Genomic DNA, 14,697 nt, shown 5'->3' on the forward strand with positions numbered 1-14,697 from the left:
ACCGAAGGTCTCGTTTTTCCGACCATGACAGCGACGTTGTTCCTCACGAGCGACGAGGTTAGTGGACTGGCAACCCCGGCCGAGTACGTCGCGGCCGTCCGCGAGGGCTACAGACAGCGCGGGGAGGGCGCGCCGGCCGAGCCGCGGACGAAGCTGTTCAACCGCGAGCCGCCGGGCATGCTCACCTCCTACGCGGCCGTGCTCCCCGAGACGGGCGCGATGGGCGGCTACATGTACTCCGCCGGCTTCGGTGCGGAGGACGCGTGGTTCATGACGCCGCTTTTCGACGCGGAGAGCGGCGAGCCACTGGCGCTCCTCGACGGCGCGAGCATGAACCCCTTCAAGACCGGCGCGGCCGGCGGGGTCGCCATCGACGCCCTCGCCCGAGACGACGCCTCGACGCTCGCGCTCATCGGAAGCGGCGCGCAGGCCCGCGGACAGCTCCGGGCCGCCGCGACCGTCCGCGACCTCGACACCGTCTGGGTCTACTCGCCGACGAAGGAGAGTCGCGAGTCGTTCGCGGGCGAGATGGACCGCGCGCTCGACGCCAGCGTCGCCGCCGTCGCCTCCAGCGCCGCGGCCGTCGAGGGCGCGGACATCGTCGTCACGGCCACGACTGCCACGGACCCGGTGTTCGACGGCGACCTGCTCGAACCCGGCACGCACGTCACCGCGATGGGCCAGTACCACCCTGAAAAGCGCGAACTCGACGAGACGACCATCGAGCGCGCGACGTACGTCCCCGACCTCCGCGAGCGCGCCACGATGGACGCCGGGTCGTTCCTCGCCGCCGTGGAGGCCGGCGTCGTGGACGAAGACCACATCCACGCCGAACTCGGCGAGGTCATCGCCGGCGTCGCCGCCGGGCGCGAGGACGACGAGGAGATAACCGTCTTCGACAGCGGCGGCACGGGCATCGAGACGGTCGCCGCGGCGCACATGCTCTACGAGAAGGCGCGCGAGGAGGGACTCGGGACGACTATCGACTTCTCGCCGGCGAGCGAGTCGCTCACGGGGGAGTAGAACGGACGGAGGGGTTTCGATAGACCCGCGGAGCCTCAGCGAGACGGTTGTCGCGGCGTCGTGGCAAAAAACGACCGTCACCGGCGTTCGTGCTCGCTCAGAACGTCGTCGGCCACGGACGGGGGAACGCCTCCGGCAGTTCGGTGTTTCCGGGTGCGTCTGCGACGCGTTCCGGAACGATTGGACACAGGACGACGACGCCGGGTTTCGATATCGTAACCAGTCCGGCGTCCGCCGCCGCTCGAACGTCTTCGACGTCGTCGAACAGCGCCTCGGGATAGTGGTCCGAGACGTACGGCGACCCGACGATGTCGGCCACCGTCTTCCCCGCCGCCGTGTTGACGAGGTTGACGTTCCAGTGGGGCGAGTACCCAGACTCTCCGGGGACGAACTCGACGACCTGCGCCTGTAACGTCCTGTCGCCGCCGATGAGGTAGATGTCGTTTTCTCCGCGTTCCGTCACTCCCTCCTCCACCCCGTGAGCGACGTAGTATATCTCTTCTTCTTCGTACCACCCGTTTGCGACCGAGACCCCCGCCGCGACGGTTCCAGTCGCGCCGACGCCGAGGGCGAGTCCGCCCGCGAGCAGTCCGGTCGTTCGGAGGAACCGGCGACGGGTCGGGCCGTCGCGAGTTGCTGTGTTTGTCATAGTCGTTCTCCTTCGAAATCGGCGAGTCGGGGGCGGTTCCACCCGGCTCGGCGATTCGACTGAACGAGGGGCGAGAGAACAGATAGCGGTTTTTCGATATCTCACACCAGTCTGTGCCGGGTCTCTTCCAAATCTGGTGTGAATGTCGCCCCACTACCGATATCGCGTCACAGCGTCACTCGCGCGACCCGCTCGGTCCCGACGAGGACGACCGGCACGAGCGCCAGCGCGCCGACGCCGACGACCGCCGGGACGACGATACCCGGCCAGAACGCGCCCAGTTCGGTCTGTGCGAACGCGCCGAGCAGGGCCGTACCGCCGACGACGAGACTGTAGTAGGCTGAGCGAATCGGGAGCGTCGGCAGGTGACCGGGGCGCGGCCACGACCCGGTTCCGACGTAGCCGCCGCGGAAGGTCCCGACGGCGACGGCGCTCGCCGCGAGAGCGGTGAGGCCGGACAGCGACACCTCGGCTCTGGGCGTCGCGAAAAGCAGGAACCAGAGCGTCGGAATCGCCAGCACCGACACCTCCCACGCGGCGAAAAACACCTGGTCGAGCCAGCGGTCGACCCGTTTCGTCGTCTCCGAGAGCGCCCCCCGCATCACGACTAGACGTAGGTTTCGGGCGGTTAAACGGTTTCTCCGGCGGTGGCGGCGAAGGCGGTCTACTGCAGTCGGTATCGGAGGACCGCCGCGATGCCCCCGAGGTTCTTCAACTGCTCGCCGGGTTGGAACTCCGCGGAGAACACGGTGACCTCGCCGCCCTTCTGTTCGACCGAGTCGATGATGTCGTTCACGTCAACGTCCCAGTCGCCGTCGCCCTGTCGCTCCGCGCGGAGCCGGGAGTCGAGGAGAAGCAGGTGTTCGACCGCGCCGAAATCGGCGGCCTCGGCGACCTGTTCGACGCCGTAGGCCGCCTTCGCGCCCGTCGAGATGTTCTCCATCAGTTCGTCGATGAGATTGGCCTCCTCGGCGATGCGGGTCTGTTTCTGCACGTCGTCGACCGCGCCGCGCTTGAGCACCTCGTGGACGCCGCGGTCGCCGACGCCGGCGGTGTCGACGGTCGTGACGATGGTCTCTGCGACCGCGGGGAAGTTGTTCTCGAAGTAGTCCATCGCGTCGTTCTTCGTGAAGCCCGGCCCGGCGAGGATGATGGCGTCCACTTCGAGGTGCGACAGCGCGGACCCGAGTTCGTCGAACAGTTCGGACCGCGGGCGGGCGTACTCGCCCTTCCCCGTTGGCTTCGTGAGCGAGGCGTACTCCTCGGTGCCGTACTGGGCGACGGTGTGGATGTAGGCCGCGCCCTCCTCGACGGTCGCGATGGCCACGTCGGGATTCTCGGCGGCCTGTTCGGCCGTCTCGATGCGGTCTATCTGGTCGGCCTTGAAGTGCTTCTCGATGGTTATCTCGGCGCGCTCTTCGACGTTGAGCGTGTGGTGGTGGCCGAGTTGGTCCTCGCGGGAACAGGAGACGATGACGCCGCCGACGCGGAGGCGGTTGGCGAAGCGGGCGAACTCCACGTCGTCGACCTCGATGGTGACGTTGAGGTGCTCGCGCTCGCCGCCGGTGTCCCGCATCTGCTCGTCGTCGCGCTGGATGCGGCGGGTGGTGTCGCCGGAGACGAGGTCACCCGGTTCGAGGACGTACGAGAGGTGCCAGAGGTCGTCGACGTTCTCGGGGACGAGCGTGATTCGCTCGCGCCCCTCCTCGCCGCGACCGCGGCTCGAAATGCGCATACACGTCCGGTCGTCGGGGAACGGAAAAGAGTCCTGCTATCGCGGTCACCCGGCGCGAGTCGGCGTCGCGGATGCCAACGCGGCCGCCGCCTGCCGCCCTGCGCCGCTCACCAGCCAGTCGACTGCGTCGACTGCTGGCCCTTCCCGGTTGCGTCGGCGAAGCCGCGCGCCCACAGGTAGTACGTAATTACCTGTACGTAGAACAGGACGAAGAGCCCGACGACGATGACCGAAAGGAGACCCCCGATGAAGCCGAGCACGACTGCGACGACGAGCGCGAGCAACCACGCGACGGCGTACTCGCCGGTGAACGCGCCCGAGAGGATAGTGCGCACGTCGAAGCCGGCAGCGAGATTCCCCTCGATGGCGAAGTTCGCTCCGGCGGCCGGCCCGAGGTAGGCCGCGAGCAGGCTGAGCACGAACACGAGGAGGCCGAGGACGACCGAGACGATACCGAGCCCGACGCCGCCCGCAGAGGACGCCGCCGCGCTCCCCGTCGCCGCCTCGGAGACGGTGAAGGTGCCGATGCCGATGATGACCGAGAGCAGCATCGACGGGACGATTGCCACTAACGCCCAGACGAACGTCACCACGAACAGCTTCAGGCCGTCGACGAACAGTCCGCCCCAGTCCGTGAACGAGGGCGCGGCCTGCTCGCCGTTCGCGGCCGCCTGCATCGCCCTGACGAAGTAGCCCTGCAGGATAATCCCCGGGAGTATCAGTACAGAAAGCAGCGAGAGAACCCCGCCGATAATCGTCGTCGCAACCCAGTCGTCGCTTCGCTTGAGAAACCACAGCGCGTCGGAGAGCATACCGTTGGGGTGTCGCGCCGCTAGCGGCTTAGATATTCCGTCGAAAATTCGGGTTTTCGCTGACAGTTCAGACGGCGGGCTGTTCGCCCGGCGTCTCGCCCTCGTCCATCATCTCGATGTCGTGGAGTTCGCCCCACGTCTTGCCGATGATGTAGTAAGCGGCGACGGCCGCGTAGAACGTCACGAACGCCCCGACGACGAAGCCGAGAAGCGGGATGACGTTCAGGACGCCGACCACGATGGACGACGCGAACAGCACCGCGAAGGCCATGAGCCACGCGGTGGCGTACTTGCCCGAGGTCAGGATGGGTCGGAGCGTACCGAAGTCGAACGCCGCGCCCATGCGGTCGGTCTCGGCGTAGTTCGACAGCGCCGCCGGGATGAGGTACGCGGCGAGCAGGCCGAGGACGAACGCGAGCAGGAGCCCCACGAGCGCCACGATGCCGCCGAGTGCGCCTGAGGCGTCGGAGCCGCCGGCCATTGCGCCGACGATGCCCGCGAAGCCGAACACGCCCGCGATGATGGCCGGGACGAGCGCGTAGACGAACGCGATAGCGAAGCCTTTCACGCCGTCTATCGCCATGTCGCCCCAGTCGTCGAACACCGGGGGCTTCTCGTCGCCCTTCATGGTCGCGCGAACGACCCGAAGGAGATAGCCGATGACGAGGAACGTCGGGACGATGAGGAAGCTCAACAGGCCGAGGACGCCGCCGATGAGGACCGTCTTTACCCAGTCCTCGCCGTTTCGAAGGTAATTGAGTGATTCTGAAATCATGATGTTTCACCGAGCGCCACCACCCACCCACCCATCCACCGGCCGTTCGGCCGAATGTGAGATTCGCGGGTTGACACGCGCGCTCGAAGCAACATTACGACGAGAAAGTATATAATCTTGTACCCGACACGCCCGAATAATTGAATATTAAGCCGTCTAGCGTCTGGTTACCCGAAGACGGCGTCGATGTTTACTCGTCGACGATGTCGCTCCCGCCCGGCGGGAGGAATTCCTGAATCTGGTCGGGTGATGCGATTTTTCTGACGAACGACTTGTCGGCGAAGCGCTCGCGGAGCCGGCGATAACACAGTTTCGCAGCGTCGTTCTGGGCGTACTGCCCCGGCGTGAGCGTCAGCGTCGTCTCCGCGCGCGCCTCGATTGCCGACGGCGGCCCGCCGATGACGCGCGTCTCGTCCTCGCATTGGATGCCGACCGCGACCTTCGCGGCCACGTCCTCGAAGTACTCGCGGTCGCCGCGGATGACGAAGCTCCCCTTTTCGATGTACTCGCCCGATTCGGGCGTCTTCGACACCTGCGAGGGTTCGACCATGTAGGCGTCGTCGGCGAAGCGGCCCTCCTTCCAGATGGAGGAGTACGAGACGGCGAACTGCGCGGCCTCGCGGAGCGTCTCGTCGGAGAAGTCCACCGCCTGCGCGGGCTCGCTCGGCCCCGTCGCCTTCAGGAGCGTGACCGGGCCGCCGTGGGCCTGCGTGTGGAAGAAGCGGTCGTGCTTGCTCATGTACTTCTTCACTAACTCCTCGTTTTGGTCGGCGTTGCGGCCGCCGACGACGAGGTAGCCGCTAGAGGTGTAGAACCAGCGGAACCGCTCGAACCAGTGTTCCGTGGACTTGACGGGCACCGAGTCGAGCGCGAGCCAGTCGGTCTCCTCCGGCTCTTCGTCCTCGTCTTCCTCGTCGTCCTCGTCGTCGGCCTCCCACTCGTCGCGGCGCTTCTTTACGGCCGCTAACTCCTCGCGGGTGTCCTCGATGGCGGCCAGCGCGCCCTCCTTTTTCTCCTGGATGCGCTTGGCCTCGGTGTAGAGGCGGTCGGCGTTCTTCTCGACGCCCATCGACACGTCGAGGGTGACGGTCGCGTCGTCGAGTTCGATGGTGACCGTGCCGTTCGCGCCGTCGACGTTCGTGACGGCCTCGGCCTCGGGGATGCCCTGTTCGGCACCCTCCTCCAGCGTCGCGGCGATGTCGTCCCACGGGACGCCCTCCTCGCGCGCGCCGCGGACGGTCGACAGCACGTCGTCGGCGAGGTCGTAGTTGGCGTACAGCAGTTCGGCGCGCTCGCGCTCGTCTTCGGCCTGCTGTTCGAAGCCTTCGATTGCGCCCTCCTGCTGGTCGATGATGCGCTGTTGTTTGGCGATTTGCTCCTCGAAGTCCGGGCGGTCCGAGGTCGCCTCCTGCTCGTCGGCAGTCAGGTCGAGCCGGAAGAAGTACTCGTCGAGGGCGTCGTTGAACGTGTCGTAGGCCTCCTCGTCGAGCCCGGCGTTCTGGTGTTCGCGCAGCGGGAAGGGCGTCACGTCCACGACTTCGCCGTCGTCGTCGAGGTAGAGCCGCGGGTCGAACTCCCCGGAGCGCACCTGCTGGCGGAGGTCGACGATGGCGTCGTAGATGGCGTCGTAGTCGTCGTCGGTTGCGTCGGCGATGTCGAGGGTCTTCTCCACGCCGGCGCGGGTACACAGCTCCTCGGCGTAGAGGCCGCCGAGGTTCAACTGAGTCGCGAGCGTCCGCACCACGTCGGTGTCGGACTGCTCCATGTTCCGGCCGAGGGCGTCGCGGCTGACGGTCAGGGGGTCGAGCCGCGAGGCGGGGTACTCGTACTGCGACCCCGGCGCGACCGTCCGCGACTTGAGCCGCACCGTCTCCAGACTGCGGACGACTTCGCCCGTCTCGTCGAGCACCGCGATGTTGCCCTGTCCGAACAGCTCGACGACGATTTTCGTGTTCTCGTCGCCGCGCTCGAACGTGAACGTGAGGATGCGGTCGAACTCGTACTGCTCGACGCCCGCGAAGTCGGCCCCGTTGAGCCGGTTTCTGAGCATCATCGCGAAGTTCGGCGGCCGACCGGGGGCGTCCGGCACGTGCTCCTGTGCGGCGAGGTGCGCGCGCTTTATCTCGCCCACTTCGAGGAGGAGTTCGAGCCGACCGCGGTCGAAGTCCCGCATCTTGAGGCGAAGCAGGTCGTCGCCGTAGAGGTACGCCTTGTCGACCTTCGCGCCCTCGTACCGGTTCAACTCGGTGACGAGGGCCGCGAGGTCGACGCTCGTGAGTTCCCGCTTCGGGTCCATGGACTCGCTTTTTGTCGGCGAACGAAAAGGGGTGTCGTTTCCGCAGATGCGACGCCCACCCGAATCGGGGAGAAGATACTTATCAGCCAGCCTGAATGTATTCGGTGAATGCGTCCTCGCACCCTCGTTCTCGCCACCGTCGCCCTCCTCGTCGCGCTGGCCGCGCTCCCCATCGGGAGCGTCCCGGCCGAAGCACGACCACCGCCAGAGGCCGTCTGCGGTGTCTGCGGTGAGACATTCGAAAAAGCAGGAGACGACGCCGGCGTCCCGCTCACCGTCGAATCGAGCACGCTCCGAGTCCGCGTCGGCGACGACGGCGTCGGCACGTGGACCGCCCGCGTCGAACTCGACGACGAGTCGGCCGCGACGTTCCGCGAGAACCCCGAACGGCTCGACAGCGTCGTCCGCCAGACGTTCGACGACTACCGCGTGTTCACCGACGACCGCAGACGCCTCGAAACCCGGATGGACGGCGACACCGCGGTCGTGACCTTCGAGGTGCCCGAGATGGCGTACCGCGGCTACGGCGACGTGCTCGTCGTGGACTACTTCCACGACGATGGGGTCAGGGGTACCGTCTACGTCGATGCCGACCGGTTCGTCGTGACCGGCCCCGAGGGGTCATCGCTCCTCACCGCGCCCACAGAAGTTCAGACCACCGAGACGGCCGCCGTCTGGAGCGCCGACGACGAGGCCGCATCAAGCGTCGGGAGCCAGACGTACCTCACGTTCGGCCCCGACGCGGGACTCGCGACCACGGCCGCGGCCTACGCCAGTCTCGCCGCCGACTCGGGGCCCGGTATCCTCACGAACCTCGCGTGGGTCGCGTTCGTCCCGACGCTCGTGCTCACCATCGGCGTCCTCCTCATCCGGCACTTCGACCGCCGGTTCGGCGGCCGGGGGGTACGACGCTTCGGCCCCGCCGTCGCGGGACTCGGTGTCATGTGGGGCCTCTGTCTCCTCGTCGTCCGGGCGTTCTCCGGGAGCGTCGCCGCGATGGCGTGGCTCCTCGCCCTCCAACTGGTCGCGCTCGGCGTCGTCTCGGCGGTCCGTCCCGGGGCGCTCGGATTCCGTCGCCTCGTCGCCGCCACCGTCGTGCCACAGGTCGCGCTCGCGGTCACGACCACGGTCGCGATGCCGGGGCCGAACCCGTGGTTCTCGCTCAGCGCGCTCGCCTTAGAGGCCGCGGTCGTGCTGTTTCTCCCCCTCGGCTACGCGGCCCGGCGCGACGGGAACACGCGCCTGCTGTCGCTCGCCATCGTCGCCGCGCCCGTGGTCTTCGCACTTCCGCTGGTCCCCTTCGGCGGCTACGGTGTCCTGTTCGTCGGCCTGCTGCTCGTCGTCTGGGTGCTGGTGACGCTCGCGACCGGGTCGCTCGTCTACCGACTCGGCTGGGCGCTCGGCGGCGAGGTGGCGCGGGGTCAGACCGACGACAGTACGCGAGCGACGGCGTAGCACCCACCGAAGCCGAGCGCGAACCCGAGGCTCGCGAGGAGTCCGCCGGCGACGAGACCGGTCGCGACTCCCTGCCAGAGCCCCATGCTCGGCGTCGTCAACTCGGCCGCGCCGAGCGCCGTGAAAAAGCCGAGCACCGGACCGACACCGAGCGGGAGCGCCCCGAAGACGCCGTCACCCCGGAGCGCGCCGATAGCACCGCCACCGAGACCGAGGCCCGCGATGGTCCACAACCGGAGGCCGAACGGGTACGACAGCGGGCCGACCACGTCCGGCGGCAGATGCGTGACGAACACGAGCGCGAAGAGAGCGATGCCGCCCAGTCGGTGCTGGCGGGTGGGCGCGCCCTCGCGGCCGATGAAGAACCTGTCGAGCGTACTCACGCGATATAGTCATTTGGTATACATGATAAACCTCGCTCCGCAATCGTCAGGTAGCCGCCTGCGGAACTGCTCTCATGAGCGAAACCGAGGTCCGCGTCGCGGTCACCGAGGGCGAGCGCGACGACGCCTTCGCCGTCCGCAAGGCCGTCTTCGTGGACGAACAGGGCGTCGACGAGGAACTGGAGTGGGACGAACACGACGACCCCGACGCCGAGGCGGTCCACTTCGTCGCCTACCGCGGCGGCGACCCGGTCGGCGCGGCCCGCCTGCGCGAGTACGAACCCGGCGTCGGCAAGGTCGAGCGCGTCGCCGTCCTCGAATCGGCCCGCGGCGAGGGCTGGGGGCGACGACTCATGGACGCGCTCGAAACAGAGGCGCGCGAGCGCGGGTTCGATTCGCTTCTCCTCCACGGCCAGACGACCGCGGAGGGATTCTACCACGGCCTCGACTACGAGACGACGAGCGACGAGTTCGACGAGGCCGGCATCCCGCACGTCGAGATGCGGAAGTCGCTGTAGCCGACGCCGTCGCCTAATCTTCCGAGACGGACCGCTCCACCGGCCGACTGCGACGGTCCTCCCGGAGCTGGAAGCCGTCGGCCTCCTCGCGGGCGAGCAGTTCGCGCTGGGGGTAGGGAATCTTGATTCCCTCGCGGTCGAACGCGAGTTTCACGTTCCGAAGCACCTCGGCTTTCGCCTGCGCCCGACGCGGAGCCGAGGGGTTCGTAATCCAAAACCGGAGTTGGAGCCCGATCGACGAGTCGCCGAACGTCGTCGGCATCACCTGCGGTTTCGGCACCTCCTCGACGAACTGGAGGCCGGAAAGCGCCTCCTCGGCCACCGACTCGGCGTGTTCGATGTCGGCCTCGTAGTCGATACCCACGTCGAGACGGAGGCGGAGGCGGTTGCGCTTCGTCCGGTTGGTTATCTTCGCGTTCGTCACGCGGTCGTTGGGGAAGACGACCGTCTCGCCGTCGGCGTTGCTCAGCCGGGTGTTGATGATGGTGATGTCGGTGACGATTCCCTCGGCGTCGTCTATCTCCACCCAGTCGCCGAGTTCGAACGGTCGAGAGAACATCAGCACGAAGCCCGCGATGAGCGACCCGAGGGTCTGTCTCGCGGCCATGCCGACCACGATGCCGAGGAAGCCCGCGCCGACGAGCAGGCCGCCGATTCGGACCTGCCAGACCGTGAGTGCCGCCATCCCGACCGCGAGGAGGACGACCAGTTGGAGGACGCGGAAGACGATGCCCTGCTGGTGGGCGTTGATGTTGTCCGATGCGGTCGCGTAGGAGTCCAGTTTCTCTTCGAGGACGTTCGTCCCGACGAGCGCCCCGGCGAACAGCGCGACCGTGGCCCCGAGTTTGGCGGCGTTCGGCACCGCGACGGCGAGGACCTCAGTGAGGTCCGCGGCGAGGCCGGTGTAGCCCCAGAGGAGCAACAGCGACAGCGTCGCGCCGACGAAGACCGCGAGTTGGAGCGTCCGGACGACGACTGTCGCGGGAAACAGCCACGCCGCGTCGGTGACGGCGTCCGGTACCCGCGGGTGGGCCAGCACCCGCGTTCGGAACTCGGCGGTCGCCCGCGAGACGAGCCGCGGCGCGAGAAAGACCGCGATGCCGAGCGCGAGCGCCACGAGCGCGGCCGAGATACCGAGTCGCTCTTCTGTCGAAACGAACTGTGCGAGCGCCGAGCGGAGGTCCTGAAGCCACGTCGTCGCCTGCCCCTGAACCGCCGCACCCCCCTGAGGTGCCATTCTACCGTGTGCGGTGGGCCAGAAAGTAAAAGCGTGACGGAGCGACACTCAGGAGTGAGAATCGGGCGCGGGAGCCTTCGTCAGCTACAGCCGCTTCGACACGTACGGGCCAGTCCCACCTTTTTCCGAGGCTCGCTACGCTCGCCTCGGAAAAATCTGGACCAAAAACTCGGACCAAAAATCCAGGTACTCCCTACAGCCGCTTCGACACGTACGGGCCGTCCTGGTGGTAGCCGAGTTTCTGCTTGTAGTACTGCCGGACGCCGATACCCGAGATAACCGAAATCTTGTCGTAGCCGGCGTCGCGGGACAGTTCCTCGGCGTGCGCGAGGAGCTTCTTCCCGTAGCCCTTGTGCTGCCAGTCGCCGTCGGCACCGATGCCCGCCTCGGAGCCGTAGACGTGGAGTTCGCGGACGAGCGCCGCGTCCTGAAGCTCGCGGCGGACCGGGTTGCCGGGGAACCGGAGGCGACAGAAGCCGACGAGCAGGTCCTCGACGGGGTCCTCGAACGAGATGAAGTGCTCGGTCCCGCCGGCGACCTCGTAGGTCATCACGTCGAGTTCGATGCGCTCTGGGTCCGGGTCGGCCTCGTTCATGCCGACCTCGCGGGCGCGGATGTCCCGCTGGACGATGCCTCGTTCCTCGGCGCGCTGGGCGGCCAGTTGCCGGAGGTTCGACTTCCAGACGCCCGCGTCGATGAAGTCCGCGGGGATGTCCCGCTGGACGCGCTGGAGACGGGTGTACTTCGGAATCATGCCCATGACCTCTGCGACGATGTCGGCAGCCTCCTCGTTGTTCAGCGGCTCGTACTCGTCGCGCCGCCACATGTCGTAGGTGATGGTGTCGCGGACGATGAGCGTCGGGTAGATCTTGAGATAGTCGGGCCGCCAGTCGCTGTTCTCGAACAGTTGGCGGAAGTCCTCCAGACACATCTCCTTGGTCATGCCCGGCTGGCCGGGCATCATGTGGAAGCCGACCTTGAACGCCGAGTCGCGGAGCCGGCGGTTGGCGTCGATGGAGGCCTGCACGCCGTGGCCGCGGTGCATCTCGCGGTTGATGCGCTCGTAGGTCGTCTGGACGCCGACTTCGACCTTCGTCGCGCCCAAATCGAGCATCCGGTCTATCTGCTCTGGGTCGCACCAATCCGGCTTCGTCTCGAAGGTCGTCCCGATGTTGCGGATGTCGTTCGTCTCGTTTTCCGCGATGACGTCCTCGATATACTTGAACTCGACATCCTCGGGGTCGGGTTTGAACGACCGGTCCTCGGCCGGTTCGGGCTCCTTGTCGAGGTCGTAGTCGTTCATGGCTTCGAGCGCCCGCTTGACGAACCACTCCTGGTAGTCGTGGCTCCGGGCGGTCATCGTCCCGCCCATCAAGATGAGTTCGACCTTGTCCACGGGGTGGCCGATATGTCGAAGCTGTTCGAGGCGGAGCGTGACCTGCCCGTAGGGGTCGTAGTCGTTCTGGACGCCGCGGGCGGCCGCGGGCTCGTGGCCCGTGTACGACTGTGACGAGGAGAACTCGCTCGCGGGCCCGCCGGGACAGTAGAGGCACTTCCCGTGGGGGCACATGTGCGGCGAGGTCATGATGGCGACCGGCGAGACGCCGGAGGCGGTGCGGACGGGCTTGCGCTGGACGACCTCTTTGACCTCCTCGCGGCGGTCTTCCGGGGCGTACTGCAGAATCTCGGTGTTCTTCGGGACTTTCGGCGAGGAGTGTTCCGAACAGGCGTCGAGCTTTGCCGATTCGAGGTCGTCGCGGTCGACGTCGCCCGCGAGGATGCGCTCGACGAGCGCCTCGCAGGTCCGCTCGAACGCTTCGGACTCCGTCTCGGTCTCGGCGCTCACGGACACACCTCCCGTTCGGCGACGTGGTGGCGGTTCATGGGCGCGAATCGGGTCGTTTCGTGGATAAGCGTGTCGCTCGGGAGGCTACAGTTCGACACGTCGAAGCACGTCGATATCCTCGACCTCGTACTCCGAGAGCGGAACAGACGCGAGTTCGAACGATGATACGGTCGTGTCTGGAACCCGTATCTCTCGGTCGCCCCGAATCCACGAGCACGCTCGCTCGAACCCGTCGGGGGTCTCGAAGTGCGCGAGCGAGACGTGCGGGACGTATTCGTCACCCTCGTACTGAAACGTCGGCACACCGTCGAGCGACCGAATCCGGTCGTGAAGCGCGCGAAACCGGCCACCGGCGTGCGGCTCCGCGAAGACGACCGACGGGAAGGCATTGAGCCGTCGAATCGAGACTTCGAACGGGTCGATGTCCGCCGTCGCGGCTTCGAGGTCTCTCGTGATGGTATCGAGTTCCACGGGAGTGACCTCGTCAGAACCGTCGCCGGACTCGCTCGGCCCGAACCCCACGAGTTTGAGCGTCACGTGGAGCGTGTCCTCGTCGTCGAGCGAGACGCCCGGCATCGACCCGAGTTCAGTACGAACGGGCGAGAGCGCATCGAGAACGGCCCCGTCTTCGATTCGGACCCAGCAGACGTACGCTTCGGTCAGACCGCGTGCGCGCTGGTCGGCGAAGCTACCGCTCAGGAGGACAGGGTCGCTCGCCTGTGTCTGCGACCAGACCGCGTCGTAGTCGGGAGAAGACGAATCCTCGGTCATCTTCGGGGAGACGCCCCGAGCGGTCAAAAAAGATGAGGAGGAGTCTGGATTGCGGCTTAGAACTGCTCGGCGGCGGCGTCGAGGACGGCTTCGAGCGCCTCGTCGCGCGCGCCGGTCAGGAACTCGATACGACCTTCGCGGATGCCCGCGGCGGCGAGGCCGGCGGCGGGCGCTTTCTCGGCGGCCGACTCGACGACTGCGCGGAGGTCGAGGTCGCCCGTCGAGCGCAGGTAGAGTTCGTCCATGCCGAGCGCGACGGTCACGAAGGCGTCACCCTCGCGAGTGCGGCGGTGGAGTTCGTCCACGAGCAGGCCCGTCGGCGGGAAGTCGAAGCGGTGACTGTAGGCGTCGGAGTCGAGGACGGCCACGGAGATGGCACCGACATCGCGGCGTTCGAGGTTTGCCTGCGCCGTCTCGATTTCGTCTTCGAGCTTGATGCGGAACTGCTCGGAGACGTGGCCGGCGAGGCCCTCGTCGGCGTCGAACAGCAGGTCGGCGATGAGTTCGCGCTTGTCCTGGTACGACTGGTAGTACGCTTCCAGCGCGACGGCCTCGCGGAGTTCACGGACGCGGTCGGCGTCGAAGCCGTGGGACTCGGCGAGGTCGAGGTACTGCTGCGGGCAGTTCTCCCAGTAGCTGACGGCGGGGAGGTGCGACACGTCGTCGCGGATGTCCTCGTTGACGGCGACAGAAAGCGTGGAGGCGAGCGCGCCGACCGAGAGGTCGCGGGCGTCGGCTCCCTCGCGGGCGGGGTTGACGAGCACGTCGACTTCCTCGGCGACCTCGTCGTCGGCGGGCGCGGCGTCGACGACGACGCGCTCGGAGCCGTAGACGCCGAGCAGGCCGAGACCGTCGAGGGATTCGGCGGTCGAACCGGCGCCGAGGAGAAGCACGAGCGGGAGCTTCTCGTCGTGGCGGTCGCGGTCTTCGAGCATCCGCGTCACGTCGTTCGTGGCGGCGTCCATGCCGTAGACGGCCTCCTCAAGCGGGCGACGGGTGAAGTAGTGGTACTCGGCGTCGTCGCGGGGGTGCTCCTCGCGGATGAGTGGGAGCACGGCGCGCTCGACGGCGGCACCGGCGACGTAGCCGTCGGCGGTGGCCGTGTGGCGAACGACGATGGGGCGCGATTCGAGGACGGCGCGGCGGATGGCCTCCGCGGCGTCGAGCAGCGACTGCCGACGGCGGCGGACGCTCGTG

13 protein-coding genes and 1 pseudogene are annotated in these 14,697 nt (G+C 67.3%); 3 read left to right on the forward strand and 11 right to left on the reverse strand.

Annotation, left to right across the window (positions count from 1 at the left end; genetic code table 11):
• Nucleotides 1-24 precede the first annotated feature (24 nt).
• Complete coding sequence (locus tag NKF06_RS09435; protein WP_058828239.1) at nucleotides 25-1,023, forward strand: ornithine cyclodeaminase family protein; 999 nt, start codon at nucleotides 25-27, stop codon at nucleotides 1,021-1,023.
• Nucleotides 1,024-1,120: 97 nt separating this feature from the next.
• Here the strand turns inward: NKF06_RS09435 and NKF06_RS09440 are convergent, their stop codons facing one another.
• From NKF06_RS09440 to rqcH, 6 genes are all read right to left on the reverse strand, one after another.
• On the reverse strand, nucleotides 1,121-1,672 hold the full coding sequence (locus NKF06_RS09440) for a hypothetical protein (RefSeq protein WP_058828238.1): 552 nt from the start codon (nucleotides 1,670-1,672) through the stop codon (nucleotides 1,121-1,123).
• A 167-nt stretch (nucleotides 1,673-1,839) separates the two neighbouring features.
• Complete coding sequence (locus NKF06_RS09445; protein WP_253245228.1) at nucleotides 1,840-2,274, reverse strand: hypothetical protein; 435 nt, start codon at nucleotides 2,272-2,274, stop codon at nucleotides 1,840-1,842.
• A gap of 62 nt (nucleotides 2,275-2,336) precedes the next feature.
• Entirely contained in the window at nucleotides 2,337-3,407 is a 1,071-nt protein-coding gene (locus NKF06_RS09450; protein ID WP_058568940.1) for an mRNA surveillance protein pelota, read from the reverse strand.
• 107 nt (nucleotides 3,408-3,514) lie between these two features.
• On the reverse strand, nucleotides 3,515-4,219 hold the full coding sequence (locus NKF06_RS09455; RefSeq protein WP_253245229.1) for a DUF4013 domain-containing protein: 705 nt from the start codon (nucleotides 4,217-4,219) through the stop codon (nucleotides 3,515-3,517).
• A 67-nt stretch (nucleotides 4,220-4,286) separates the two neighbouring features.
• Nucleotides 4,287-4,994: a DUF4013 domain-containing protein gene (locus NKF06_RS09460; RefSeq protein ID WP_253245230.1), complete on the reverse strand. Its 708-nt coding sequence runs from the start codon at nucleotides 4,992-4,994 to the stop codon at nucleotides 4,287-4,289.
• Between the two features lie 190 nt (nucleotides 4,995-5,184).
• A complete protein-coding gene (gene rqcH / locus NKF06_RS09465) occupies nucleotides 5,185-7,290 on the reverse strand; it encodes a ribosome rescue protein RqcH (RefSeq protein ID WP_253245231.1) in 2,106 nt (701 codons plus the stop codon).
• Nucleotides 7,291-7,398: 108 nt separating this feature from the next.
• Between rqcH and NKF06_RS09470 the strand changes: the two genes are divergently transcribed.
• Entirely contained in the window at nucleotides 7,399-8,745 is a 1,347-nt protein-coding gene (locus tag NKF06_RS09470) for a hypothetical protein (protein ID WP_253245232.1), read from the forward strand.
• Here the strand turns inward: NKF06_RS09470 and NKF06_RS09475 are convergent.
• Nucleotides 8,712-9,128 carry a hypothetical protein gene (locus NKF06_RS09475; protein ID WP_253245233.1) on the reverse strand — a complete coding sequence of 139 codons (417 nt, stop codon included), beginning with the start codon at nucleotides 9,126-9,128 and terminating at the stop codon, nucleotides 8,712-8,714. The two genes, NKF06_RS09470 and NKF06_RS09475, sit on opposite strands and share 34 nt — an antisense overlap.
• A gap of 74 nt (nucleotides 9,129-9,202) precedes the next feature.
• Here NKF06_RS09475 and NKF06_RS09480 point away from each other — a divergent pair, with 74 nt between their 5' ends.
• Complete coding sequence (locus NKF06_RS09480; protein WP_253245234.1) at nucleotides 9,203-9,646, forward strand: GNAT family N-acetyltransferase; 444 nt, start codon at nucleotides 9,203-9,205, stop codon at nucleotides 9,644-9,646.
• A gap of 13 nt (nucleotides 9,647-9,659) precedes the next feature.
• Here NKF06_RS09480 and NKF06_RS09485 read toward each other — a convergent pair whose 3' ends face one another.
• From NKF06_RS09485 to NKF06_RS09500, 4 genes and pseudogenes are all read right to left on the reverse strand, one after another.
• A complete protein-coding gene (locus NKF06_RS09485; protein ID WP_253245235.1) occupies nucleotides 9,660-10,883 on the reverse strand; it encodes a mechanosensitive ion channel family protein in 1,224 nt (407 codons plus the stop codon).
• 193 nt (nucleotides 10,884-11,076) lie between these two features.
• Complete coding sequence (locus NKF06_RS09490; protein ID WP_253245236.1) at nucleotides 11,077-12,735, reverse strand: tRNA uridine(34) 5-carboxymethylaminomethyl modification radical SAM/GNAT enzyme Elp3; 1,659 nt, start codon at nucleotides 12,733-12,735, stop codon at nucleotides 11,077-11,079.
• 78 nt (nucleotides 12,736-12,813) lie between these two features.
• A complete protein-coding gene (locus tag NKF06_RS09495; protein WP_253245237.1) occupies nucleotides 12,814-13,500 on the reverse strand; it encodes a 2'-5' RNA ligase family protein in 687 nt (228 codons plus the stop codon).
• 56 nt (nucleotides 13,501-13,556) lie between these two features.
• Nucleotides 13,557-14,697 (reverse strand): annotated as a pseudogene (locus NKF06_RS09500) (DNA-binding protein); the annotation flags it as partial.

Source organism: Haloferax sp. AB510 (assembly GCF_024136985.1).
Lineage (GTDB): Archaea > Halobacteriota > Halobacteria > Halobacteriales > Haloferacaceae > Haloferax.

What these genes read in the sequence shown, in the direction of transcription:
- NKF06_RS09450 (WP_058568940.1), bottom strand. Translation starts at nt 3,407, where the DNA reads ATGCGCATTTCGAGCCGCGGTCGCGGCGAGGAGGGGCGCGAGCGAATC.
- NKF06_RS09445 (WP_253245228.1), bottom strand. Translation starts at nt 2,274, where the DNA reads ATGCGGGGGGCGCTCTCGGAGACGACGAAACGGGTCGACCGCTGGCTC.
- NKF06_RS09455 (WP_253245229.1), bottom strand. Translation starts at nt 4,219, where the DNA reads ATGCTCTCCGACGCGCTGTGGTTTCTCAAGCGAAGCGACGACTGGGTT.
- rqcH (WP_253245231.1), bottom strand. Translation starts at nt 7,290, where the DNA reads ATGGACCCGAAGCGGGAACTCACGAGCGTCGACCTCGCGGCCCTCGTC.
- NKF06_RS09435 (WP_058828239.1), top strand. Translation starts at nt 25, where the DNA reads ATGACAGCGACGTTGTTCCTCACGAGCGACGAGGTTAGTGGACTGGCA.
- NKF06_RS09470 (WP_253245232.1), top strand. Translation starts at nt 7,399, where the DNA reads ATGCGTCCTCGCACCCTCGTTCTCGCCACCGTCGCCCTCCTCGTCGCG.
- NKF06_RS09495 (WP_253245237.1), bottom strand. Translation starts at nt 13,500, where the DNA reads ATGACCGAGGATTCGTCTTCTCCCGACTACGACGCGGTCTGGTCGCAG.
- NKF06_RS09460 (WP_253245230.1), bottom strand. Translation starts at nt 4,994, where the DNA reads ATGATTTCAGAATCACTCAATTACCTTCGAAACGGCGAGGACTGGGTA.
- NKF06_RS09440 (WP_058828238.1), bottom strand. Translation starts at nt 1,672, where the DNA reads ATGACAAACACAGCAACTCGCGACGGCCCGACCCGTCGCCGGTTCCTC.
- NKF06_RS09485 (WP_253245235.1), bottom strand. Translation starts at nt 10,883, where the DNA reads ATGGCACCTCAGGGGGGTGCGGCGGTTCAGGGGCAGGCGACGACGTGG.
- NKF06_RS09480 (WP_253245234.1), top strand. Translation starts at nt 9,203, where the DNA reads ATGAGCGAAACCGAGGTCCGCGTCGCGGTCACCGAGGGCGAGCGCGAC.